Origin of the sequence: Corynebacterium sp. BF-R-2, assembly GCF_024586525.1 — a bacterium.
GTDB classification, from domain to species: domain Bacteria; phylum Actinomycetota; class Actinomycetes; order Mycobacteriales; family Mycobacteriaceae; genus Corynebacterium; species Corynebacterium singulare.
The window spans coordinates 41652-64815 of sequence record NZ_JAMFTP010000006.1 but is presented as its reverse complement, the minus strand read 5'-3'; the positions used below and the strand labels follow the sequence as shown (position 1 = coordinate 64815).

Annotated in this window: 22 protein-coding genes; 8 read left to right on the top strand and 14 right to left on the bottom strand. The window is 63.0% G+C overall.

The genetic code is table 11. From position 1 onward, the window contains the following. Positions 1–3: 3 nt before the first annotated feature. Genes folK through dacB form a run of 8 tightly spaced genes read right to left on the bottom strand, consistent with a single transcriptional unit; the run spans position 4 to position 7813 of the window. Positions 4–474: a 2-amino-4-hydroxy-6-hydroxymethyldihydropteridine diphosphokinase gene (folK, locus tag M5J09_RS05315; protein WP_257157217.1), complete on the bottom strand. Its 471-nt coding sequence runs from the start codon at positions 472–474 to the stop codon at positions 4–6. Beyond that, positions 474–845: a dihydroneopterin aldolase gene (gene folB, locus M5J09_RS05310; RefSeq protein WP_257157216.1), complete on the bottom strand. Its 372-nt coding sequence runs from the start codon at positions 843–845 to the stop codon at positions 474–476. Before folB ends, folK begins: the two co-directional genes overlap by 1 nt. A 2-nt stretch (positions 846–847) precedes the next feature. Beyond that, positions 848–1777: a dihydropteroate synthase gene (gene folP, locus M5J09_RS05305; protein ID WP_257157215.1), complete on the bottom strand. Its 930-nt coding sequence runs from the start codon at positions 1775–1777 to the stop codon at positions 848–850. 6 nt (positions 1778–1783) lie between these two features. After that, positions 1784–2374, bottom strand: coding sequence for a GTP cyclohydrolase I FolE (gene folE, locus M5J09_RS05300; protein ID WP_042532365.1), 591 nt, complete (start codon positions 2372–2374; stop codon positions 1784–1786). Next, on the bottom strand, positions 2364–4934 hold the full coding sequence (gene ftsH / locus M5J09_RS05295) for an ATP-dependent zinc metalloprotease FtsH (protein WP_257157214.1): 2571 nt from the start codon (positions 4932–4934) through the stop codon (positions 2364–2366). The genes folE and ftsH overlap by 11 nt, the downstream gene beginning before the upstream one ends. A 48-nt stretch (positions 4935–4982) precedes the next feature. Continuing rightward, the gene (gene hpt, locus M5J09_RS05290) at positions 4983–5570 is read right to left on the bottom strand and encodes a hypoxanthine phosphoribosyltransferase (RefSeq protein WP_042532369.1); all 588 of its coding nucleotides are present in this window, start codon (positions 5568–5570) and stop codon (positions 4983–4985) included. Further along, on the bottom strand, positions 5554–6537 hold the full coding sequence (tilS, locus tag M5J09_RS05285) for a tRNA lysidine(34) synthetase TilS (RefSeq protein WP_257157213.1): 984 nt from the start codon (positions 6535–6537) through the stop codon (positions 5554–5556). The genes hpt and tilS overlap by 17 nt, the downstream gene beginning before the upstream one ends. Next, positions 6527–7813: a D-alanyl-D-alanine carboxypeptidase/D-alanyl-D-alanine-endopeptidase gene (dacB, locus tag M5J09_RS05280; RefSeq protein ID WP_257157212.1), complete on the bottom strand. Its 1287-nt coding sequence runs from the start codon at positions 7811–7813 to the stop codon at positions 6527–6529. Before dacB ends, tilS begins: the two co-directional genes overlap by 11 nt. Before the next feature lie 69 nt (positions 7814–7882). Here dacB and M5J09_RS05275 point away from each other — a divergent pair, with 69 nt between their 5' ends. After that, a complete protein-coding gene (locus M5J09_RS05275; RefSeq protein WP_257157211.1) occupies positions 7883–8356 on the top strand; it encodes an inorganic diphosphatase in 474 nt (157 codons plus the stop codon). A gap of 199 nt (positions 8357–8555) precedes the next feature. Continuing rightward, positions 8556–9392, top strand: a complete 837-nt coding sequence (locus M5J09_RS05270) for an endonuclease domain-containing protein (protein WP_257157210.1) — start codon at positions 8556–8558, stop codon at positions 9390–9392. A gap of 11 nt (positions 9393–9403) precedes the next feature. Here M5J09_RS05270 and M5J09_RS05265 read toward each other — a convergent pair whose 3' ends face one another. The 3 genes from M5J09_RS05265 to M5J09_RS05255 are packed head-to-tail and all read right to left on the bottom strand — an operon-like array spanning position 9404 to position 12416. Continuing rightward, positions 9404–10336, bottom strand: coding sequence for a S41 family peptidase (locus M5J09_RS05265; RefSeq protein ID WP_257157209.1), 933 nt, complete (start codon positions 10334–10336; stop codon positions 9404–9406). Next, a complete protein-coding gene (locus M5J09_RS05260) occupies positions 10333–11733 on the bottom strand; it encodes an FtsX-like permease family protein (RefSeq protein ID WP_257157208.1) in 1401 nt (466 codons plus the stop codon). Before M5J09_RS05260 ends, M5J09_RS05265 begins: the two co-directional genes overlap by 4 nt. Beyond that, positions 11730–12416 (bottom strand): ABC transporter ATP-binding protein, encoded by a 687-nt coding sequence (locus M5J09_RS05255; RefSeq protein WP_144014570.1) that lies wholly within the window; start codon positions 12414–12416, stop codon positions 11730–11732. Before M5J09_RS05255 ends, M5J09_RS05260 begins: the two co-directional genes overlap by 4 nt. Before the next feature lie 98 nt (positions 12417–12514). Between M5J09_RS05255 and M5J09_RS05250 the strand changes: the two genes are divergently transcribed. Next, on the top strand, positions 12515–13225 hold the full coding sequence (locus tag M5J09_RS05250; protein ID WP_257157207.1) for a sensor histidine kinase: 711 nt from the start codon (positions 12515–12517) through the stop codon (positions 13223–13225). Continuing rightward, positions 13222–13878: a response regulator transcription factor gene (locus M5J09_RS05245; protein WP_257157206.1), complete on the top strand. Its 657-nt coding sequence runs from the start codon at positions 13222–13224 to the stop codon at positions 13876–13878. The genes M5J09_RS05250 and M5J09_RS05245 overlap by 4 nt, the downstream gene beginning before the upstream one ends. Before the next feature lie 141 nt (positions 13879–14019). On the opposite strand, the gene M5J09_RS05240 is transcribed toward M5J09_RS05245, so the two are convergent. Beyond that, the gene (locus M5J09_RS05240) at positions 14020–14832 is read right to left on the bottom strand and encodes an endonuclease domain-containing protein (protein WP_257157205.1); all 813 of its coding nucleotides are present in this window, start codon (positions 14830–14832) and stop codon (positions 14020–14022) included. A gap of 94 nt (positions 14833–14926) precedes the next feature. Between M5J09_RS05240 and M5J09_RS05235 the strand changes: the two genes are divergently transcribed. The 4 genes from M5J09_RS05235 (at position 14927) to M5J09_RS05215 (ending at position 20342) form a co-directional block, all read left to right on the top strand. Next, the gene (locus tag M5J09_RS05235; protein WP_257157204.1) at positions 14927–15229 is read left to right on the top strand and encodes a rhodanese-like domain-containing protein; all 303 of its coding nucleotides are present in this window, start codon (positions 14927–14929) and stop codon (positions 15227–15229) included. A gap of 297 nt (positions 15230–15526) precedes the next feature. Beyond that, the gene (locus M5J09_RS05225) at positions 15527–15856 is read left to right on the top strand and encodes a type II toxin-antitoxin system HicB family antitoxin (protein ID WP_257157203.1); all 330 of its coding nucleotides are present in this window, start codon (positions 15527–15529) and stop codon (positions 15854–15856) included. A gap of 61 nt (positions 15857–15917) precedes the next feature. After that, positions 15918–16394: a MarR family winged helix-turn-helix transcriptional regulator gene (locus M5J09_RS05220; RefSeq protein ID WP_070537357.1), complete on the top strand. Its 477-nt coding sequence runs from the start codon at positions 15918–15920 to the stop codon at positions 16392–16394. Beyond that, on the top strand, positions 16395–20342 hold the full coding sequence (locus M5J09_RS05215; protein ID WP_257157202.1) for a Pls/PosA family non-ribosomal peptide synthetase: 3948 nt from the start codon (positions 16395–16397) through the stop codon (positions 20340–20342). 7 nt (positions 20343–20349) lie between these two features. Here the strand turns inward: M5J09_RS05215 and M5J09_RS05210 are convergent, their stop codons facing one another. Both M5J09_RS05210 and ppk2 read right to left on the bottom strand, forming a co-directional pair. Continuing rightward, the gene (locus M5J09_RS05210) at positions 20350–22008 is read right to left on the bottom strand and encodes a metallophosphoesterase (protein WP_257157201.1); all 1659 of its coding nucleotides are present in this window, start codon (positions 22006–22008) and stop codon (positions 20350–20352) included. A gap of 172 nt (positions 22009–22180) precedes the next feature. Continuing rightward, the gene (gene ppk2, locus M5J09_RS05205) at positions 22181–23080 is read right to left on the bottom strand and encodes a polyphosphate kinase 2 (protein ID WP_257157200.1); all 900 of its coding nucleotides are present in this window, start codon (positions 23078–23080) and stop codon (positions 22181–22183) included. Between the last annotated feature and the right edge of the window lie 84 nt (positions 23081–23164).

Below are 23164 nucleotides of genomic sequence, written 5' to 3'. Positions count from 1 at the left end.
CCCCTACTCCATTTCCTTCACCGCGGCCACGTCATCGCTGTCAAGGTTAGCCACGAGTTCACACACCGGGGTGCCGTTGAGTTCTGCCTCCGGGTCCGCGGCCAGCCAGGGCACGAGCACGAAGGCGCGCTGGTGCGCATAAGGATGCGGCAGGGTAAGTTCCGGGTCGTCGGATGTCACGCCGTCTATCTGCACGATGTCCACGTCCAACGTGCGCGGCCCCCAGCGCCGCACACGCACGCGCTCGGCTGCCTCCTCTAACTTCTGCCCGCGGCGCAGCAGTTCAAGCGGAGTGCAGTCCACGTCCACAATGAGCACCGCGTTGAGGAAATCTCCCTGGTCTGTCACTCCCCACGGTGGGGTGGCATAGACCGGAGAGGCGGCCACGGTCTCTGCTGCGAACTCGTCGAAGACGGTCTGGAGGAGCGCGCGGCGATCCTCCATGTTGGAGCCGATGGACAGGACCGCGCGCATTAGCCGGCCATCCGTTTCCGGGAACGGCGTGCCACCACAGCCACATCCGCAAAAGTGCGCGGAATGGGCGCCTTCGGCTTGTGGATGGTCACCTCAATGGCGTGGAGTATCTCGAAACGCTGCATCGCGGTCTCGGCGACTTCGGCCGCCACGGTCTCGATGAGATCGCGGGAGGGTCCTTCGACGATGCGTGCGGTGACGTCGGCAAGCTCGGCGTAATTCACCGTGCGGTTCAGGTCGTCCTCGATGCCCGCGGTGTCCAACCAGCAGGTCACGTCCACGATGAAGGGCTGGCCGGTCTTCTTTTCTTCCTCGAAGACGCCGTGGTAGCCAAAGCATTCCAACCCGGTGAGCTCGATGCGGTCCGCCACTTTTAAACCCTCCCCAAGGATGTCGACACCACGGTGCCACCATCAGCACCGTTGGCGTAGCTGCCGGAGGCATGCGCGCCACCGGCATAGGCCGCGCCCGCGTTCCAGGCGGCCGCCACGTCCACAGCATCACGCGAGACATCCACCTCGTGCACGCGCACGCCCCAGGCGCCCATCTGCGCGGAGATGGCGGTGACGGCTGCGGTGGCGGGGTCTGCCAGGAGCGGGCTGGATTCAGCGCCGCGGTCCTCCCTAATAGCGGCGAGGAAACGCTTGCGGGACGCGCCCACGAGCAGCGGGAACTCGCCCTGCAGGAACTCTGGCAGGGCCTTGAGCAGCGCCCAGTTATCCTGCGGAGACTTGGCAAAACCAAGCCCCGGGTCGACGACGATGTTGTCGTGGCTGACGCCGGCGGTGAGGGCGGCGTCGGCAAGCGCGGCCAAGGACTCATGGACATCGCGCACGACATCCCCGCCATGGTCGGCCACGCCGGCTGCACTGCCGAACTGGACGGTGCGCCAGTGCATGAGGCAGACCGGCAGGCCCGTGGCCGCCATGGTGTGGTACATCTCAGGGTCAGCCGCGCCACCGGAGACATCATTGATCATGTCCACCCCGGCCTCGGCTGCCGCCGCGGCTACCGACGCCCGCATCGTATCCACCGAGGTTTTAATCCCCTCCTCGTGCAGCGCCTTGATGACGGGAACCACGCGACGCTCCTCCTCCTCAGCAGCCACGCGCACCGCGCCTGGGCGGGTGGACTCGCCACCAACATCGATCATGTCCGCCCCCGACGCCACAAGGTGGTGAGCATGGTTTAAGGCATCGTCGACGTTGATCCAACGCCCGCCGTCAGAGAAGGAATCCTCCGTGACGTTGAGGATTCCCATGACCACCGTGCGGCCGGGGACAGTGAGGTTACTGACTGCCATTGCGGGTTAACTCCTGATCAGGCTCATGACCTCCGCGCGGGAGGCTGCGTTCTTTTTGAATCCACCGCGGACCGCGGACGTCGTCGTGGTCGCACCCGGCTTGCGGATTCCGCGCATGGCCATGCAGAGGTGCTCGCACTCGATAACCACGATGACGGACTGGGCGTGGAGCACCTCCACGAGGGCATCTGCGATCTGGCTGGTGAGGCGCTCCTGGACCTGCGGGCGCTTGGCGTACATGTCCGCCAGGCGGGCCAGCTTGGACAGGCCGGTGACGTGGCCGTCGGGGCCCGGGATATAACCAATGTGTGCCTTGCCGTAGAAGGGCACGAGGTGGTGCTCGCACGTGGAGTAAATAGGGATATCGCGCACGAGAACCAGCTCCTGGTGCTCCTCCGCGAAGGTCTTGTGGAGAACCTCTGTGGGGTCCTCGTGCAGACCTGCAAAGACCTCAGCATAGGCGCGGGCCACTCGGCCCGGGGTCTCCCGCAGACCCTCGCGGTCAGGGTCCTCGCCCACGGCGATGAGCAGTTCACGCACGGCCGCTTCGGCACGCTCGTGGTCGAAGTCGCGCGTGGCTGGGATGTTATCGCTCATTGTTCCGACCGTCCTTGTACGGGTTGTTGCGGTGTTCCTGCTCGCCCCAGCCAGGTGCTCCCCAACCGGAAGCGTCCCAGCCGCTTGTGTTTTTGTCAGCCTGGGCTTCCTGGCCTGCCTGCCCTGCCTGGGCTGCCTGCCCTGCCTGGGCTGCCTGCCCTGCCTGGGCTTCGGGCTTGGCGTGGCGTCCGCGGCGCACAGGCTCGGCCTGCGGCTGACGCGACTCGGTGCCCTTCGTCACGCGCGGGATGACACGGGTCTCGTCGTTGCTGAAGCCACTCTGGGAGCTTCCGGAGCCCCTAGCGTGCTCGCGGCGCTGCTCACGGAGCTCCTCCTCAGGGACCTCCTGCTCGCGGCCGGCTGGGTCCGTGACAGTCTCGGTCTCAGGGTGAGCTGCGCTGCCGGAGGCGGTTGCAGTGTGGGAGCTAGCAGCGCTGTCAGGGTCGCCGAAGAAGGTGTTGCCCTTCTCTGGGTCCACCAGGTCACCCGCATGCTGGCCAAAGCTGAAACCAATTTCCTCCGAGGTGGTGTTTGGTGCGGGCTGACCGTTCTCCTGGGCGGCGAGGCGGCGCTCGCGGGCGGCACGGGAGGCGTCGAGAAGCGTCATGCGCTTCGGAAGCTCCTCACCGCGCTCCTTGGCCAACTCCACCGGAGTCTTCACCGGCTCACGGCCGGCCTGGCGCGGGAAGCGCTCATCCTCGTTCGGGAAAACCTCGAAGGCCTCGCGCGGCTCAATGCCCTCGAAAATGCCCTCGAGGTCCGGACGGCGCAGAGTCTCCTTCTCCAGGAGCATCTCAGCCAACGTGTCCAGATAGTCGCGGTTCGCGGCCAGGATGTCATAGGCCTGACGGTGCGCACTGTCGAGGAGGTAGGCCATCTGCTCATCAATCTTGGCGGCCACGGCATCGGAGTAATCGATGGACCCGCCGCCACCCAAGTGGCTGAACGGATCGCCTTGCTCCTGGCCGTACTTGACGGTGCCCAGGTCCGGGGAGAAGCCGTACTCCGTCAGCATAGAACGCGCAATCTTGGTTGCGTGCTCGATATCGGAGGAGGCACCGGTGGTCGGCGCGCCGAAGACGAGCTCCTCGGCCGCGCGGCCGCCCATGGCGAAGACGAGGCGGGAGAACAGCTCATCGCGGGTGTACATGCCCTTGTCATCTTCCTGCGAGGTCATGGCGTGGCCACCGGTGCGGCCGCGGGCCAGGATGGTGACCTTGTACACGCGCTCAATATCCTTGAGCGCCCACGCGGCCAAGGTGTGGCCGCCCTCGTGATAGGCGGTGACCTTCTTCTCATGCTCGGAGATGATCTTGCCCTGGCGGCGCGGACCGCCCACGACGCGGTCGGTGGCCTCCTCCAGCGCATCATAGGTAATGACGTTGCCGCCGATACGCGCGGTGAGCAGGGCAGCCTCATTGAGCACGTTAGCCAAATCCGCGCCGGACATACCAGCAGTACGCTTAGCCAGCTGCGCCACATCCACTTCCTTGGCCAGCGGCTTGTCCTTCGCATGCACGCGCAGGATCTGCTCGCGGCCGGCCAAGTCCGGGTTGGTCACCGGAATCTGGCGGTCAAAGCGGCCTGGGCGCAGCAGCGCCGGGTCCAGGATGTCCGGGCGGTTGGTGGCAGCGATGAGGATAACGCCCTCGCGGTCACCGAAACCGTCCATCTCCACGAGCAGCTGGTTCAGGGTCTGCTCGCGCTCGTCGTGGCCACCGCCTGTGCCGGAGCCACGCTGGCGGCCCACGGCGTCAATCTCATCGACGAAAATGATGCAGGGGCTATTTTCCTTGGCCTGCTTGAACAGGTCACGCACGCGGGAGGCACCCACGCCAACGAACATCTCCACGAAGTCAGAACCGGAGATGGAGTAGAAAGGCACGCCCGCCTCACCCGCGACGGCGCGAGCCAGCAAAGTCTTACCAGTACCCGGAGGGCCGTAGAGCAGCACACCGCGCGGAATCTTGGCGCCAAGCGCGTGATAGCGCTCTGGGTCATCGAGGAAGTCTTTGATTTCCTGCAGCTCGTCCACGGCCTCATCCGCGCCGGCGACATCCGCGAAGGTATTCGTCGGCATATCCTTGGTCAGCTCCTTGGCCTTGGAGCCGCCGATACCGAACATGCCGCCAGCGCCCTGCTGCATGCGGGACATCATCCAGAACAACAGCGCGAAGAGCAGCAGCATCGGCAGCAGGAAGCTGACCATCGAACCGATGAAGGAATCCTGCGTGACCTTCGTCTCGTACTTCTCCGCACCGGAATCCTTCACCGCGTTGAAGACCTGCTCGGAGGCGCGAGCCGGATACTTGGCAATGACCTCCTCGATGCCCTCCTGCTCTTCCACCGTCACCGGTTTCTTGAGCTTGAGGCGCAGCTGCTGCTCGCGGTCGTCAATCTGCGCTTCCTCGACGTTCTTCTCCGTCAGCTGCGTCATGGCCACCGAGGTGTCCACCTGTTTGAAGCTGCGGGCGTCATTAGTAAAGAACGTGAACGCGTACAGCAGGATGAGGACGAGGCCCGCGATGGAGCCATAGCGGATGATGTTCTTGTTTTTCATTAACTACCTTGCACAGTTGCGGCTGGAACGCCGGACAAGAAAAAGGACTTAATCGTTGCTGTAGACCGCCGGACGCAGCGTGCCCACATAAGGCAGGTCGCGGTAGCGCTCAGCAAAATCCAGACCATAGCCCACAACGAACTCGTTGGGGATGTCGAAGCCAACATCAAAGAGATCGAGCTCTGCCTTCACAACCTCCGGCTTGCGCAGCAGCGTCACCACTTCCAGAGAACGTGGCTGGCGGCCTCGCAGGTTGCGGATGAGCCAAGACAGAGTCAGGCCGGAGTCGATGATGTCCTCCACAATCACCACGTCGCGCCCCTCAATGTCGCGGTCCAGGTCCTTGAGGATCCGCACCACTCCGGAGGACGAGGCCGAATTGCCGTAGGAAGACACGGCCATAAACTCCAGCTGGGAGGGGATAGTCAGCTTGCGGGCGAAGTCAGTGAGGAAGAATACCGCACCTTTGAGCACACATACGAGGATGAGGTCATCCTCAGCGTTGCTGTACTTTTCGGAGACGCGATCCGCCATCTCCTGGATGCGTTCCTGGAGGGAGTCTTCGGCGACGAGGACGTTCTCGATGTCCTCTCCGTAAGGGTGAGCCGGGACGGCTGAATCATGATTGTCGTGCACGTGAGCGCTCCTTTGATGACCGAGGCAATAGTGACAGTGTGCCACCAACGCGAAAGACTTCCAACCTTGTGCCCACCTTTTCTCCCCTACCCTCGTGGCCGGCGGCGGCGCTCACCGCAACACCGCCTTGTCCATGCCACTGCGTGCACAGGTTATCGACACCGCGAATGGCCTCGCGGGTGACCTCTATGCCCTGCTCGCGCAGCCATGCGGCAATCGCTCGGCGGCGCTTAGGCTCCGGCATCGCGGCCAGTTCGACGCAGGAGTTGGTGGGTGGGGTGAGAAGGGAGGCATCGTCAAGCGCGGCGTCCTGGGCGGCCTGGGCCAGGGCCGGGATGGGGTCACCACCGACGATGTCCGCCAGGCGCGGAAGAATGTCTCGGCGCAGCGCCACGCGGCGAAAGGTGGGGTCCACGTTGTGCGGGTCCTGCCAGGGCTCAACGCCCAGCTCCGCGCAGGCGGCCTCGGTGTGGGCGCGACGCACGGTCAGCAGCGGGCGCAGAACCTGCGCGCCTTCCACCTCGGCGCGCTCGAGCATGCCCGACACCTTCCCTCGCAGGGCCCCTAGGAGCAGCGTTTCGGCCTGGTCATCGGCCGTGTGCGCCACCGCCACCTCACCCCAGGGCGTGAAGGCACGGTACCGCGCGGTGCGGGCGGCGGCCTCAACAGAGCCGTGCTTGTCGACGTCCACCCGAATCACCTCCGCCCCCGCTCCCCAGGCCTGGGCCTGGTCGGCTGCCCGGCGCGCCTGCTCGGCTGAGCCCTCCTGCAGGCCGTGGTCAACGCAGAGGGCGGTGACGTCGTGGCCTTCGGCAACGAGTGCTGCGGTGAGCGCCAGAGAATCGGCCCCTCCCGACAGCCCCACGGCCAGCTGTCGTGGGCGCGCGCCCACGACAGAGCGGACTGCGACACGGCAGGCCAAGAAGTTGGGGCTCTGCCTGGGCCAGAAGGGGTCGTTAGAAGTCATGGAGGGCGGCGGCGAGGGCGTCTTGGGCTTGGCGAGCGGACATGACCTCACCATCGTTGACGAGGAAAGCAAAAGCGTAGACGTGGCCTGACTGGCCTTGCGCCGTGCCGGCGAGGGCAGACGTCTCGGTCAGGGTGCCGGTCTTCGCACGCACGAAGCCGCGCGCAGGTGACTCGGGATAGCGCTGGTAGAGGGTTCCTTCGCCGCCCGCCAGCGGGAGGTAGCCTAACAGCGGGCGCAGCTCCTCGGCGGCTACGGCCTTGTCCAGAATGTGAGCCAGCACGCCGGCGGGGATGCGGTTATCGCGCGAGAGGCCGGAACCATCCTTCAGGACAACTCCACTGACGTCAATGCCATTGTGTTCGAGCACGTCAAGCGTGGTTTTCGCCGCGCCCTCGAAGCTGGCTTCGGCACGCTCGTGGCTGGCGAGTTCACGGGCGATGGCTTCCGCCATCACGTTGTCCGAATCCTTGATTGCTTGCTGGGCGCGCAGGGCTAAAGGTTCAGAGTCGCTGCTGGCGATGACCTCCGCCCCGGCAGGAACAGCCGCGATGTCTGCTTTGTCGGTGCCCAATCTTGCGCCGAGTGCACGGGCGACGTCGAGGGCCGGCTCGTGAGAGCGCGGGACATCGCCGGTCTTCTCCTCGATGCGGCCGCCATAGAGCATGGCAGGCTGGATGGGAGCGACATAGCCGCCGTCGATGTTGTCATCATCCCATCCGGGGGCTTGGTCGGGGCCAGCCCAGGCGGAGGTATCGATGGAGACGCGGGAGACGGTTCCCATCTTCTGCTTAATCTGCTCCGCCAGCTCATCGAGGCGCTCCTCCGTGAGCCAGACATCGCCGGCGGCCTTGATGACCACCTCGCCGTCCTTCTCTCCTTTAAGAACTTCGGTGGTGATGCGCTCCTCTTCGTCGAGAGCAAGCGTGGCCGCAGCGACGGTGAGCACCTTTGTCGAGGAGGCTGGGGTCAGCGGCTTGCTCGGCTCGCGTTCCCACACGACCTCATGGGTTGCGGTGTCGATGACCTGCGCGCCGAAGGTCCCTAAGTCCTTGCTCGCGCCCAGCTCATCGAGGCGTTTCTTCAACGCCGCGGCATCAACCTGCTCTGCTTCGACTGGCTGCACCAAGGTCTCGGCAGCCGCCGGCGTATAGGGCTCGCCGTGATCCAAGTGATCGTAGGTGCGCTGGATCTGCACTCCCAACGCGGCCGTCGCCCCGACGACTCCTGCCGTGACGAGGGCCGCAGTACTCCACCAGACATGCTTCGCTTTCATCGCCCTTTACACTAGCGCGGTAGACTAAGCGGAGCACATATCAACCTATACGTTATGGAGGAATCAGCCGTGAGCGTTGAAGTAACCATCGAGATCCCCAAGGGCTCCCGCAACAAGTACGAGATCGACCACGAGACCGGCAAGGTCCACCTCGACCGCTACCTGTTCACCCCGATGGCCTACCCGGCTGACTACGGCTTCATCGACCACACCCTGGGCGAAGACGGCGACCCGCTCGACGCACTGGTCATTCTCCCGGAGCCGGTCTTCCCGGGTGTCGTGGTTGAGGCTCGCATCGTCGGCGTGTTCAAGATGACCGATGAGGCCGGCGGCGATGACAAGCTCCTCGCCGTTGTTGATGACCCGCGCTGGGAGCGCTACCAGGACATCAACGATGTGGAGCAGCACATCAAGGACGAGATCGAGCACTTCTTCACCCGCTACAAAGACCTGGAGCCGAACAAGGAAGTTACCGGCTCTGGCTGGGGCGACAAGGCTGAGGCAGAGAAGATCCTCGAAGACGCCAAGGCTCGCTTCAAGTAAGCCTTCGTGCTCAAAGTACGTTTCGATCAAATAAGGCTCTGAAATCGGGGGGTTGAGAAGCCTTATTTGATCGAAACGTCTTTTTCTTTGTCATCGCGACAGCGCTTCGTTCATGACGTACGATTCGATCAAATAGGGGGCCGAAAATAGCGGTTTATGGGGTCTTATTTGTCAGAAACGTACTCATCGGGGTGGGAACATGGAAATTTTCGAGGGTCGCGCGGGATCACGCCGCGCCGCTAACGGACAAGCCATCAAGATTTGTCGGGGGCTGTACTTGGCTACGGAGCCAACGCCGCGTGAACTCGCGCAATTGGCATCGCGCCGCTGGCCGGACTCGGCTCTAGACGGATACTCCGCCGCCCAGCTGTACCTTGGACAAGAATTAACCTTTCCGCTTCACTTCCTTCGCGCGGGAACAATGGCATCAAGCACGTATTTTCGCAGCCGGCGGGCGCGCCCGAAAGCACTCGGCAGCATGGACGGAGTGAATGTGTGCAGCCCGCTGCAAATCATTGAGACCATGGACCACGGGGATGCAGTGGCCTTTATTGAGGCGTTCTTTGCTGGAGTGCATGGGCCCTCGCGCATTGAAACCGAGCAGCTAGATTTTCGCCGCCTGCCCAGGCATACACGTGAGGTGCTGGAGAAAGCCATCGTCGGCGCTGATAGTAAGCCGGAGCGCGACCTCACCCGGGCCCTCGAGCCGCACGTTAAGGTGCGGAACAACCTCAAGATTGGGCCTTATCGTTGGGATCTGGTGCTAGAGGACTACAAGGTGGCCATCGAGGTGGACGGATACGCCTACCACAAGGGTGAGAACCGGCAGCGCTTCGAGATTGACCGCCAGAAGCTTAACGATGCCGTCCAGCGCGGCTACCAGCCCTTACATTTCACCGCCGCTACCATCGAGCACCACCGCGAGGTCGCTGTCCGGCAGGTACTCGCGGTGGTGCGCGGACGGGGCGAGTTCGTGGAGCCGCCGTGGAGGTGGCACCACTACTGGCGCTGGGAGCGCGAGCGGTGGGCTAGCTAGCCGCAACGTACTTAGGAGCCGCAGCGAGTGGCCAGCCAGCCGTCGAGCTCGGACTCTGGCGCGTCGGGAGCGATGGGGTCCTCGGCGAATTCTTCGCCGGTGCGGGCCTTGTCCTTGGCCGTGGTGAGCATGAGTGAGCGCCCATCCGGGTAGTCAATAACGGTGTTGGCGGAGGCAAATCCGGCCGTCGGTTCGCCAAAGGTACGCACGTTGTCCAGGCCACGGAAGGCCAGGAGGGTCGCTTCTGCGGAGGAGGCGGTGACACCGTCGGTAAGCACGGCGACGGGGACCTCGAGCTTGCCGCCGGACGTGGTGGTGGGTGTGCCGCCACCGGTGACGGAGTTGCCGTCGATGGTGACATCCGTCGTGCCCATGCGGGAGACGAAGGACAAAGCGGGGCCGTCCGGCAGCAGGGGGCTCAAGCCCGCGTACATGGGTCCCATGTCGCCGCCATCGTTGCCGCGCAGGTCCACCACGGCGGCGCAGGCCTCCGGGTGCGCGGTCAACCCTGTGGCCAGGGTATCCGCGTAAGCCTGGCCGTCATCGTGGCGGCCGATGGACGGGACGGTGGCGCGCAGGATGCCGTCGTCGTAGTCAACGGAGGGATCGGTTCTCTCGATAGCCTTTTCTTTTTCGGCGCTAAAGACCTTGGAGTGTTTGCCGCCGGCAGCGTCAATGGCGGCATCGAGGAGCTCCGCGTTGGTCGGTTCCTCCTCGAAGGCCTCGCGGGCGCGCTGGAATTCTTCGCTTTCGCCGTAAATGCCGGTGAAAGCTGCGGTGTCCACCATCGCGGTGTTGATGCGCTTCTCGCTGGCGTTGAAGAGGAATACGGGTTTGCCCAACAGCGCCCCGCCGTAGGATGGGCCAAAGAAATACACGGCCGCGAGCACCGCGATGAGGGCAACGACGAAGAGTCCGCCGAAGATTTTCAGTACAGTTTTCATTCTTTTCTCCCTCCGGTTCGCAGCACGTAGCCGCGCAGGGGTTCAACAAGGACAATGGCGAGAAGTGTGACAAGCCAACCTACGGCTAGGAATCCGAAGGCCATGAGCAGACGGCCAAGAACATCAACGTTGCTCTGATCGACGCTGGAGAAGAACATCAGGGAAGCAATTCCCCCGCCGAAGAGGAAACCGAAGAAGCTCAAGGCCACGACCGGCCCCATGACGGTCAGCGCCCCGGAACGGAACTGGAAGCCACGCGGCACGCCCATGAGATCCAGGGAGCGGATGAGCTCCTTGTCTTCAAAGATGCCGGAGACCTGCCCCAGGATGATGGACATGGTGGTCAGCGTGAATCCAAAGATGAGGGTTAACACGACACCGGTGGAGATGTCTTTGAACACCACGTTCATTCCGGGGTCTTCCTTCAGGACGAGAGCCAGGGCATCGGAGCCCAAGGGCGCGGCGACGAGGAAGCCCGCCAAATAACCGAAGAAGCCGATGGCCGCACTCCGTTTCCATGCCGGGCGCGCATTGCCAGCCACTCGCTGGCAGGCCACGAAATGCGCAGTTCCGGGGAAGAGGGACATGACGTGTGCACCGAGCTGCAGGATGAAAGGCGCGATGAGGTTGATGCTCATCAGCATGCCAAACATGACCACGATGACCATCGCGGTGAGTGAGCCCCCCTTGCCGGAAAGGAACGCACCACCAATTGCCACGATGATGAGGAATACGATGGCGCGCCACCAGCGATAGGCTGCGGGCATCTGACGCTTGGCCACTCCCAGCGGGCTCACGCGCACCCGGCGCATTCCGGCCAGTGCTGCGCCGATGGCCAGCAGGAAAAGCACGCCGGCCACGGCCAGGTAGCCCCACCAGGGAAGCAGGAGCTCAGTCAGGGCAATGGGCCGCATCTGGAAATCCAGCTGGGTAAAGACCGGCGCAATGAGCAGGCTAATCAGCCCGCCGAGCACAATTCCTAGCACCGCCTGGAGGCCGGTTTCCACAATGGCCATGCGCTCCACCTGCCGGGCGCTCAGCCCCAATAGGCGCAGGGTGGCCAGGCGCTGCTCCCTGCCGGAAGCACCGAGGACGGCTGCCTGCGCGGTGAGATTAAACAGCGCCGGAAGAATAAACGCGCAGGCCAAGAGAGCCAGGGCGAACCACGGATAAAGGAAGCCCTCCATCTCGTTACCAAACGCCTCCTTCAAAGCCGGGGCGGCCTCCTCGACATGGTGGGCGCGCTGCCAGAACATCCAGGTGCCGCCCGCGACGAGGAAGGCGATGGCGGAGCCGATAGTCAGGCTCACAATAGCTAGAACCGAGACGATTCCAGTGCCCGAGCGCGCGCGTATCGATTCGCGCTGCAGGTCAAAGACCAAGGTTGCGGTGTTCATCGAATCACCCCGAGGCGGCGGTCATCGTGGATGATGCCATCGCGAATCTCCACGCGGCGCTGCATCCAGTCAGCCACCTTCGGGTCGTGCGTGACCATGACCAGGCTGGCCCCGGATTGGCGCACAATGGTGGTGAGCATCTGCATCACCTCATGACCCGTGGACTGATCCAAAGCACCGGTGGGCTCGTCGGCGAAGACCACGCCCGGGTTGGCCACCAGCGCACGCGCAATGGTGACGCGCTGGGCCTGGCCGCCGGAAACCTGCGCCGGGCGGCGGTCCGCCAAATCGCCCAGGCCCAGTTGGTCCAGCAGCTCCATCGCCCGCTTCCGGGCCGCATGCCGCCCCATGCCGTTGAGCATGCCCGGCAGCGCCACGTTGTCGACGTTGCTCAGCTCCGGCAGGAGCTGGCCGTCTTGGAAGACGAAGCCGAAGTTGCGGAGACGAGTGCGGGAACGGGGGGCGTCGCCAAGCGCGGAGAGCTCCTCCTCCCCATAGCGCACGCTGCCGTGCGTGGGGGTGAGCACGCCGGACATGCAGTGCAACAAGGTGGACTTGCCGGAACCGGACGGGCCCATGACGGCCACGAGCTCGCCCGGCGCGATGTCGAGGGAGATTCCGGCGAGCACCGGGCCGCCGCCGAAATCCTTGGTGATGTCTGTCAGGGAAAGTGTTTGTGCCATGTCTCTCATTTCACCGTCTCGAGCCCGCGTTCAGAACAGTCCTAGCGTTGCTTTTTAAGGTAGTGCCAGCACTACCCCTCGCGCGGCCACCGCCCGATATGCTTAGCACCGTGTTCCGAAGAAAACCCCAACCCACCAGCCACGAACAGCAACAGGCGCGGCAGATTGCGCAGCTCACGGCCTCGCGTCGCGCCATCGCGGATGCCTATGAGGTGGAGCGCGCCCGCATCGAGCGCGACCTGCACGACGGCGCGCAGCAATACCTCGTGGCCGCGAGCATGAAGCTGGGCGAAGCGCTTCTCGACGCCCCCTCCCCCCTCTCCGAGCTCCTCACCGCCGCCAAGCAGGACGTGGACCGCGGCCTGCACTCCCTGCGCGCCACGGTGCATGGTATCCACCCCCAGGTGCTGCAGGATCACGGTTTGGTGGCCGCGCTTGCCGACGCCGCCTCTTCCCACGGCCCCCACGTCAGCGTCTTCGCCCCGCACCCGCTGCCCGAGCTTTCCGCCTCGGTGCTAGCCTGCGGCTACTTCTTCGGCACGGAAGCGCTGACGAATGCGGCGAAATATGCACCCGGCGCGCCGGTCTCCGTTTTAGTGACCGCGGATGCCTCCTTAAAGATTGCCGTGGTGGATGAGGGTCCCGGCGGTGCGCGGGTGGTGCCGGGGCATGGTCTGGCGGGAATGGCCGAGCGCCTCGCTGCCTTCGGTGGGGATATGACGCTGTCCTCACCACCCGGTGGCCCGACCCGTGTAGCGGGCTCTATCCCCCTTCTTCTCGACCGCGGACAATCAGGAGTTCAAGCATGAGTTTGAGAATCGTCGTGGCGGATGACTCCGCCATTCTTCGTGAAGGCCTCGCCGGCCTATTGGAACGCCGCGGGCATGCGATTGTGGGCCAGGCGGACTCCGCCCCGGCCTTGGAAGCGATGGTGGACCAACTCCGCGAGGACCTTCCGGACATCGTCATCACCGACGTACGCATGCCGCCCGGAATGGGCGATGATGGGCTGAAGGCAGCCGTGAACTTAAGAAACGCGTACCCGGGTCTGCCCGTCATGGTGCTCTCCCAGTATGTGGCACCGGCGTACGCGGTGAAGCTCTTCGACTCCCCCGATGCCGGCACCGGCTACCTTCTGAAGGACCGTGTCTCCGAAGTGCGCGACTTCCTCTCCAGCTTGGACGTGGTGGCCCAGGGCGGCACCGTCATTGACCCCACCGTGGCCCAAGCTTTAATGAGCTCGGGGCGCAGCGGCCTGGGTGAGCTCACCCCACGCGAGCGCGAGGTCCTCGAGTTAATGTCCCGCGGCAAATCCAACAAAGACATCGCCGCCGAGCTCGTCCTTTCTTCTGCCGCAGTGGCCAAGCACGTGTCCAACATCTTCACCAAGCTCCGTTTAGATCCCAGCGAGGACAACCGCCGCGTCAAGGCAATCCTGGAGTACCTCTCAGCGCACCGCTGAGGCCTGTGTTTGCCCTCCCCTGAAATTCTGCCCCAAGCACCGCACGAGAACCGCCGCCGGACTTCCGCGCTACGCTCACGGTAAATAGAGCACAAAAACTCGCCGTTTTCCGGCGCTATTTACCGTGAACGACATCGACCCTCACACGAACATCCGGTGCCACATCCACGGCGGGTCCAGATACGGTCTAGTCCCTCGCGCCACCCCGCGCACCTGCTCTACCACCTTGTCCAGATGGTGCTCGATCGTGGTTGCAGTGAAATGCAGAGGGGTATACCCACGATGGACAACGTCATTGAGTTTCTGGCGGTCAAGCTCGAATTGGCGGCGGTTTTCTCCTCTGTGATAGGCGTAGCCGTCAACCTCAATGGCAATGCGATGTTTCTCCAAGAACAAGTCCCACCGATACGGCCCGATTTTAACGTTATTGCGAACCACGAAATAGGGCTCCAACGCGCGGGTAAGTGCCCGCTCTGGAACGCTATCCGCACCGATCACAGTCTTGTCCAACACGCGCCGGGTGTGCTGTGGGAACCGCCGAAAGTCCATGGCCAGTAGCTTTAGCCGCCCTTCCGCATCGCCGCCGGCAAGGTACTTCTCCAGAAACATCACGGCGTGCTTCTCTTCCATAGCTTCCACCGCCTGCAGCGGATTGCATACGTTGATGCCGTCGTAGGGAAAGACGCCCTTCGGCCGCGCGCGACGGCACCGGTAGTAGCGAGTATCTTCTAAACCTTTCTCCCGGATGAGCTGCAACGGAAATCCTGGTTTTCGCCCGAGAAAAATCATCGCTGCGGAGTAACCATCGAGTGCGCAGTCCGGCCAGTGTTCACTGACTACCTTGGCCAATTCCACCGGCGTTGGCTCGCTTGGCAGGTAGAGCCCCCGCGTGATTTTTATTGCCTCCCCCTTGGCCGCCGCTAGCGCCCCGGCACGGCCAACAATTTTCTCCATGTAATCCCCTCCGATGAAAAGCCCCTCCCCCATTGCTGCTCACCATAAACTGCCCCAGAGAACCCGGCAACCGCAGCAACGTAAGCTAGGGCGCATGCAGAATGTACAACCCACTGAAGTTCCCGAGAACGCCCAGCTCATCGATGTCCGCGAGGACCACGAGTGGAACACCGAACACGCTCAAGGCGCGACCCACATCCCCATGGGTGAGCTCGTTGACCGCCTCGATGAGATTGACCCGGACCGAGACATCTACGTCATCTGCCACCTGGGCGGTCGCAGCATGCAGGTGTGCCAGTACCTTGAACACGCGAAGGGCTGGGACGTCATCAATGTCGACGGCGGCACGGATGCGTGGAAGGCTCAGGGCTGCCCCATGGTTCACCCCAACCAGTAGTGGTACTATTTTCGGTACCATTCAAGTGTGGTATCCAAGATACAAAAGATCCTCACGAAGATGCGGACATCACGAAATAATGTCCGCTTCTCAGAACTGCAGCTTGTGTGTGATTTCTACTTCGAACGCCAAGAAAGCGCCGGCCGAAAACGAAGAGGCACGTCACACATCGTTTACAAAACCCCGTGGCAGGGCGACCCCCGAGTAAACATCCAGGAAGGCCGCGATGGAAAAGCCAAGCCCTTTCAAGTCCGTCAAGTCCTAGACGCCATCGATCGCCTCAATTAGGAGCACTTCATGAACCTCGCAGATAAATACACCTACCAAACCGCCTGGTCCGAAGAAGACGGAGAATTCGTTGCCACCGTTCTAGAGTTCCCTTCCCTGTCATGGCTCGACGCCTCTGCAGCCACCGCAGAATCCGAGCTGCGCAGTGTCGTCGAGGAAGCGCTAGAAGATATGCACCGCAACAATGAGCAAGCCCCAGAGCCGTTTGGCCAGCGCAGCTTTTCAGGGAAGTTCAACCTTCGCATCCCTCAATCGCTACACCGAAACCTCACCATCGAAGCCGAACGAGAGGGCGTATCTCTCAACACTCTCATCGTCCAGAAGTTAGCCTCAGCATAAAACTAGTGGGGCACGGCCCATGATTTAGGATTCAGACGGTAGGCGGACTAATATCATCGGCATGTCTTCATCAAATTCTGTTACTATTCCTACCGCTCTGTTGGAGTCCCCCTCCTTCCAGTTGGAGCGCCTCCGCCGCCGCACCCGCGATGGCGTCGAGGCCGCGCTGCAGACCCAGCAGACCACGCTGCGCGAGTACTGGGTGCTCACCTGCCTTGTCGCAGACGCTGCGTCCTCCCAGTCCGCGCTGTCTGAGACCTTGGCCATCGACGCCTCCGACATGGTGCGCCTCCTCGACTCGCTGGAGTCCCGCAACTGGGTCAAGCGTGAGCGCGATGCCAAGGACCGCCGCCGCCAGATCATTGCCGCCACCAAGAAGGGCGTGAAAGCCCACAAGGAGCTCGCCGCGCTCGTCGCCGAGGCAGAGGACGCTGCCCTTGACGAGTCCACGAACAAGCAGCTCAAGCACCTGCGCAAGTTGGCAAAGGCCATCATCGCGGCAGACGCCCCCGGCGATGGCGAAGGTGGTGATGCCTAAATGGAGGAATCCGATACTAGCCAGGGCCGCCACGCCCTCAAGACCGAGGAACCCCGCGTTCCTGAGCAGTACCTCCTTGGTTCCGAGGCTGCGCCGTCCCGCACCTTGTGGGACATCGTGCGCACCTCCGCGGAGCTGTACCCGGACGCTGCAGCCCTCGATGACGGTGAGATCCTCACCTACGCTGAGCTGCTTGCCGACGTCTCCGCCTGGGCCTCCGAGCTCCACGCTAACGGCGTGCGCCGCGGGGACCGCATCGGTATTCGCATGACCTCCGGCAAGCGCGAGCTCTACCTGGCCATCCTGGCCACGCTCGCCGCCGGTGCCGCCTACGTGCCTGTTGACGCCGACGACCCGGACGAGCGCGCCGAGATGGTCTTCGGCGAGGCTGACATCGACGGTGTGTTCACCGACGAGGGCTTCCGCATGCTGCGCGAGCGCGGCGGAAACACGGGCACCGACACGGGCTCCGACGCTGACAACGTGGCCTTTGATGAGCCGCGCCCAGAGGACACCGCGTGGATTATCTTCACCTCCGGTTCGACCGGCAAGCCCAAGGGCGTGGCCGTGAGCCACCGCTCCGCGGCCGCCTTCGTCGACGCCGAAGCCGCCCTCTTCCTGGTTGATAGCCCGCAGGGCCCACTCGGCCCGGATGACCGCGTCCTGGCCGGCCTGTCCGTGGCTTTCGACGCCTCCTGCGAAGAAATGTGGCTGGCGTGGGGCCACGGTGCGTGCCTGGTCCCGGCCCCACGCTCCCTCGTGCGCTCCGGCATGGACCTAGGCCCGTGGCTCATCCGCCGTGACATCACGGTGGTCTCCACCGTGCCAACGTTGGCTGGCCTGTGGCCCGCCGAGGCTCTGGATAACATCCGCCTCCTCATCGTCGGCGGCGAGGCCTGTTCCCAGGAGCTCACTGACCGCCTGGCCACCGACGAACGCGAAATGTGGAACACCTACGGCCCCACCGAAGCCACCGTCGTGGCCTGCGCACAGCGCATGATGCCCGGCCAGCCGGTATCGATTGGTTTGCCGCTGAATGGTTGGGACCTGGTGGTCGTCGATAAGCACGGCGCCCCCGTGAACATCGGTGAGGTGGGCGAACTCGTCATTGGTGGTGTAGGCCTTGCTGCCTACCTGGACCCCGTGAAGGATGCGGAGAAATATGCGCCGCTGGAGTCCATGGGCTGGGAGCGCGCCTACCGCACCGGTGACCACGTGCGTTTGGAAGAGGACGGTCTGTACTTCGTGGGCCGCGTCGATGACCAGGTCAAGATTGGTGGCCGCCGCATCGAGCTTGGTGAGGTGGAGGCCAACGTGGCCGCCCTGCCGAACGTGTACAACTCTGCTGTGGCCGTGCAGAAGACGCCCGGCGGCGAGTCCGTGCTCGTCGGCTACGTCTCACTGGATGACCCGGACCTAGGCTTCGACCACGAAGCGGCGCACGAGCGCCTAGCGGAAACCATGCCGGCCGCCCTCGTTCCGCGCATTTGCGTGATGGATGAGCTGCCGATTCGCACCTCCGGCAAGGTGGATAAGAAGGCCCTGCCATGGCCGCTGCCTGGAGTGGGCGTGGAGGCTGCGGGCCTCACCCCGACCGAGCAGTGGCTGGCCGAGCTGTGGGTGGACACCCTCGGTGTGTCCGTCGAGGATGTCAATGCTGATTTCTTCTCCCTCGGCGGCACCTCGCTGGCCGCGGCGACGCTCGTCGGCCGCATCCGCGAGCGCTTCCCCACTGTGGCCGTGCGTGATCTCTATGACCACCCGCGCCTAGGTTCCCTGGCGGAGCAGCTCGCCGGCGCCGAATCCGTTGAGGATGCCGGGCCCGCCCGTGAGGTCAAGCCGGTAGGCGCAGGCACGCGCATTGCGCAGACACTCATTCAGATCCCCGTCATGACGCTCGCCGCTACGACGTGGCTGTCCTGGCTGTTGCTGGGCTCCAACGTGGCGAACCTGCTGGGCCTGGACTGGGCCATGACCACCCCGTGGTGGCTCGTGGCCGTGCTTCTCATCATCTTCGTCACCCCGGTGGGGCGCATCCCCATCGGCGGTTTCGGCGCACGTGTGATCACCGCAGGCATCAAGCCCGGTGAGTACCCGCGCGGCGGCTCCACGCACCTGCGCATTTGGGCCGCGGAACGCTGGGCAGATGCCTCCGGTTCACGCTCCATTGCGGGCGCTACCTGGGTCAACAACTATGCCCGCGCCCTTGGTGTCAAGATTGGTCGCGGCGTGGACCTGCACTCCCTGCCGCCAGTAACGGGCTTGCTCACCTTGGGCAAGCATGCGGCCATCGAACCAGAGGTGGACCTCACCGGCTACTGGCTCGACGGCGACATCCTGCGCGTCGGCGCCATTGAAGTCAAGGAAGGTGCTCGCGTGGGCGCGCGCTCGACCCTGCTGCCAGGCACCGTCGTGGGCAAGGACGCCCACGTCGAGGCCGGTTCCACCGTGACTGGCCGCAAGAAGATCAAGGACGGCCAGCGCTGGTCCGGCTCGCCCGCCAAGAAGGTGGGCCGCTCCAAGCATCGCTTCCCGTCCCATGCCCCGAAGCGCCGCCCGTGGTGGGTGGCCATTTATGGCGCTACCTCCATCCTGCTCGCCCTGCAGCCCATCGTGGCGCTGGCGGTGGGTGCGGCTGTCGTCGTCGGCCTCATTGCCCTGACGGATGGCTCTGCCTTCATCGGCTCGCTGTTCTTCGCGCCGCTGGGCGCCTTGGCTGCATTCTTCACCTTCATGGTGCAGACGTGGCTCGGTGTCCGCGTGCTCTCGCTTGGTCTCACGCCGGGCGTGGCACCGGTGCGCTCGGCCAAGGGCTGGCGCCTGTGGGCTGTGGAGCGCCTCATGGATGAGGCCCGCACGCAGCTCTTCCCGCTGTACGCTTCCCAGTTGACCCCGACCTGGCTGCGCTCGCTGGGCGCCACGATTGGCAAGGACGTGGAGATTTCCACGGCCGTTATGGTGCCCAAGCTCACCGAGGTCAAGGACGGCGCCTTCCTGGCGGATGACACCATGATTGGTGGCTACGAGCTCGGCGGCGGTTGGATGCTGACCGGTGAGACCAAGGTGGGCAAGCGCTCCTTCGTGGGCAACTCCGGTATCACCGGCCCAGGCCGCAAGCTGTCCAAGAACTCGCTGGTGGCCGTGCTTTCCTCGACGCCGAAGAAGACCAAGTCTGGCGCGAACTGGTGGGGTTCCCCGCCGGAGCGTATGCGCCGCGTTGAGGCCCACGTCGAGGGCGTGGAGGGCGAGTCCCTCACCTACAACCCGGGCTTCAAGGTCAAGGCTGCGCGTGGCGCGATTGAAACCATGCGTCTGCTGGCACCGATGACGTCAGCCATGCTGCTGGCTGGCACAATGGCTGCGCTCTACGCCCTGGCTAGCACCTTTGGTATCGCGCTCGCCTGGGCTCTCGGCGGACTCATCCTCATGGTGGCCGGTGCCATCGCGATGACGGTGACCGTGGCCGTGAAGTGGATCTGCGTCGGCACGCAGACCCCGGGTGACCACCCCCTCTGGTCGGCGTTTGTGTGGCTCAACGAGCTGCAGGACACCTTCGTTGAGGCCGTCGCTGCACCGTGGTTCTTCACCCACACCTACGGTGCCGGTGAAATCAACCAGGGCCTGCGCGCACTCGGCGTCAAGATTGGCCACGGCGCGTGGATTGACTCCTACTGGTTCCCCGAGACGGATCTGTGCTCCGTCGGTGCTGGTGCCTCCGTGGGCCCGGGCACCGTGGTGCAGACCCACCTGTTCCAGGACCGCGTCATGAGCCTGGACACCGTGACTATCGACGCCGGCGCCACCCTCGCCGCGCACTCCGTCGCGTTGCCGGCCTCCGTCATCGGCTCCACCGCCACGGTGGGCCCGGGCTCCCTCGTCATGCGCGGCGACCAAGTCCCGCGCAATTCCGAGTGGCAAGGCAACCCGATTGAGCCATGGAAGAAGTAGGGACTAATTAACGGGCAAAGTCAACGACATCAATAATCTCGTTGGCTTTGAAATCCCAGGCCTCCACGCGGACGCGGTCAGAGAACACCTTGACCCGCAGTCCGCTGGAGGCCTCTTCCTTTTCCTTGACAACCTTTTCGTCATGATCGCCATCCGGCAGGTACTCATTGAGAATTGCGCCAGTGTTTACCACGGGGAATCCGGTGCGCCCGGGTTCGCCAGTGCCGTCGTAACGGCGCACACCCCACCAGTTATTCTGCCGAAGGGAAGAATGACTGTGGCTGCTAAACCACACAATGTTGGTGTACTTATTCACTACATTGGACAGGGCTTCAAGGTCCTCAAAGTCGTTCTGATACCAGGCCGAATGGGACATGGACACGGTCTGCGGCAGCAGAGGGTGGCTAAATACCAACGCCGGAGTTCCCTTTTCATCCCAATAGTTCAAACGCTCATCGAGCCAGTCCAATTGTTCCTTGCTCAGTCTCTGGAACGGTTCCTTTCCGCCACGGTCAATGTCGGAATAGTATTCCGTATTGACAGAGATGAGCGGCACACCGTCGACCACAATCTCATTCCATGGTTTGTCCTGGCCTGCGTAGGTGAGGAAGCGCTTCAGATAAGTCTCTGAGCCTTCAGGACCGTACATCTCGTGGTTGCCGATAGTCCACAGCTGCGTTCCCGCAGCATGAGGTGCGTCCTTCTGTGCCTGCAAGAACGTGTCCCACTGCCCTTGGGAACCATCATCCACAATGTCACCATTGAGGACCAACGCACCGGCTGTGTCGTCCATTGCGTTGAGCAGCCCAATTGCTTCTTTATAGTCTTCGGGGTCGCCTTGGACATCGGATAATACATCGACAATGGCCTGTGGCTTGCCAGTAACCTCTGGCAGACGTTTGACAACGCCTACATTATCGACAGCCCACCACCAGTCATCGTTGCCGTTGGCGTAAGTGAACGTGACTTGCATGGACTGCGCGCCTACGGGAACCTCAATAGGCAGCGACTCATGTTTGGAGAAGACATCGCGATCAAACGTGGCAAGAGTCTGCGCTGCGGCCCCGTCAAAGGAGACCTGCACCATAGCGTTTTGGCCTTCTTTTCCTTGGCGGTAATGATGATCAAACTCGAGGTTGATGTCACCTTGGCCCGCCACAGGAATGCTCGGGGACGTCAACTGTGCGGTCATGGCATCGGTGTCATTGAGGCGCTGCTGCTTGCTGTCAATAATGACTAGATTGTCGTGGGCTTGAGTAAACCAATGACGCATGTCCGTCTGAGCAGCCCACGTCCAGTCTCGGATCGTTGACGCAGTCCAGCCCTTCCACCGAGCTTCACCAGAGTTTACGCCGTCGACGGAGGAGGACCACCCCTCCGGCATACGGTGCGTAAAGCGGGCGGGATTCTCCAACTCATCAAAGCTCTCGTGCCAGATGACTCGGTTGCCCGTCGGCGTCAGTGGAGTCTCAGCCTCCTCCACGTCCCCCGGAGCGACATCTTCCGGCTTTTTGGAGCTACTAGAGGAATTCCAGTTAAAGAGTGAGGACGAGAAGCTAGACGAAGAGGACAGCGTGCTAAAGGATGACTGGGCAGACGCTACCGGCGATATGGTGCACAGACCCACGACGGCGAGCGCAGCAGGTGCAAGAAGGTGATATTTCATAATGAAATGGTTATCCTGCCTGAGCAACGGCAGGGTAACACTGACATGAACTTTTTGGGCCTTTTCTTACACCCACTCATTTCTCTGCCGAGAACTGCACAGAGGCGGCAGGGATTCCCTGCCGCCTCCTTTTTCTGCCTGAATTGCTGAAAAGGCGCACTAGGCGTGGTGATTAATCACCAATCTGCTCACGACCGCGCTTCACAATCTTCTCATCGACCTGGCCTACGAGCTCGTGGTCCTTGTTCGTGTACTCGAACTTGGACAGTACGTAGCGCATGGCGTTGATGCGGGCACGCTTCTTGTCATTCGACTTGATGGTGATCCACGGGGACTCATCGGTATCCGTGTAGCGGAACTGCTCTTCCTTCGCGCGGGTGTAGTCATCCCACTTATCCAGGGAGGCCAAGTCCATCGGGGACAGCTTCCACTGGCGGACTGGGTCGATCTGGCGAATGGCGAAGCGGGTGCGCTGCTCCTTGCGGGTCACGGAGAACCACAGCTTAGTCAGGGAGATACCGGAACCCAGGAGCATGTTCTCCAGCATCGGAACCTCACGGAGGAACTCTGCATGCTGGGACTCGGTGCAGAAGCCCATGACGCGCTCAACACCGGAGCGGTTGTACCAGGAGCGGTCGAAGAAGACGATCTCGCCGCCGGACGGGAAGTGCTCGATGTAGCGCTGGAAGTACCAGGAGGTGGACTCACGCGGAGAGGGCTTTTCCAGCGCCACGGTGCGGGCACCACGCGGGTTGAGGTGCTCGTTGAAGCGCTTAATGGTGCCGCCCTTGCCGGCAGCGTCACGACCCTCGAAGATGATGATGTGGCGCTGGCCGGTTTCCTTGGTCCAGTTCTGCCATTTCAGCAGCTCGATCTGCAGGGCGCGCTTAATCGTCTCATACTCGTCGCGCGTCATGCGCTCCTCGTACGGGTAGTTCTCACGCCAGGTCTCTACAGGCGAGCCATCCGGCATGATCAGCGCAGGATCGTCTTCATCAGAGTCGTCAACGACGTAGCCGTCGGTCTGGGCGAGGTCGATCTCGGGGAGTTCGTCGTCTTTAATGTCAGCCATGCCCATAATTCTATCTATGAACCAGACATCTGGCTGAGTAAACCTTGCCCCAGCGGCCCCATTTACCCCCACTCTCGAAACAAA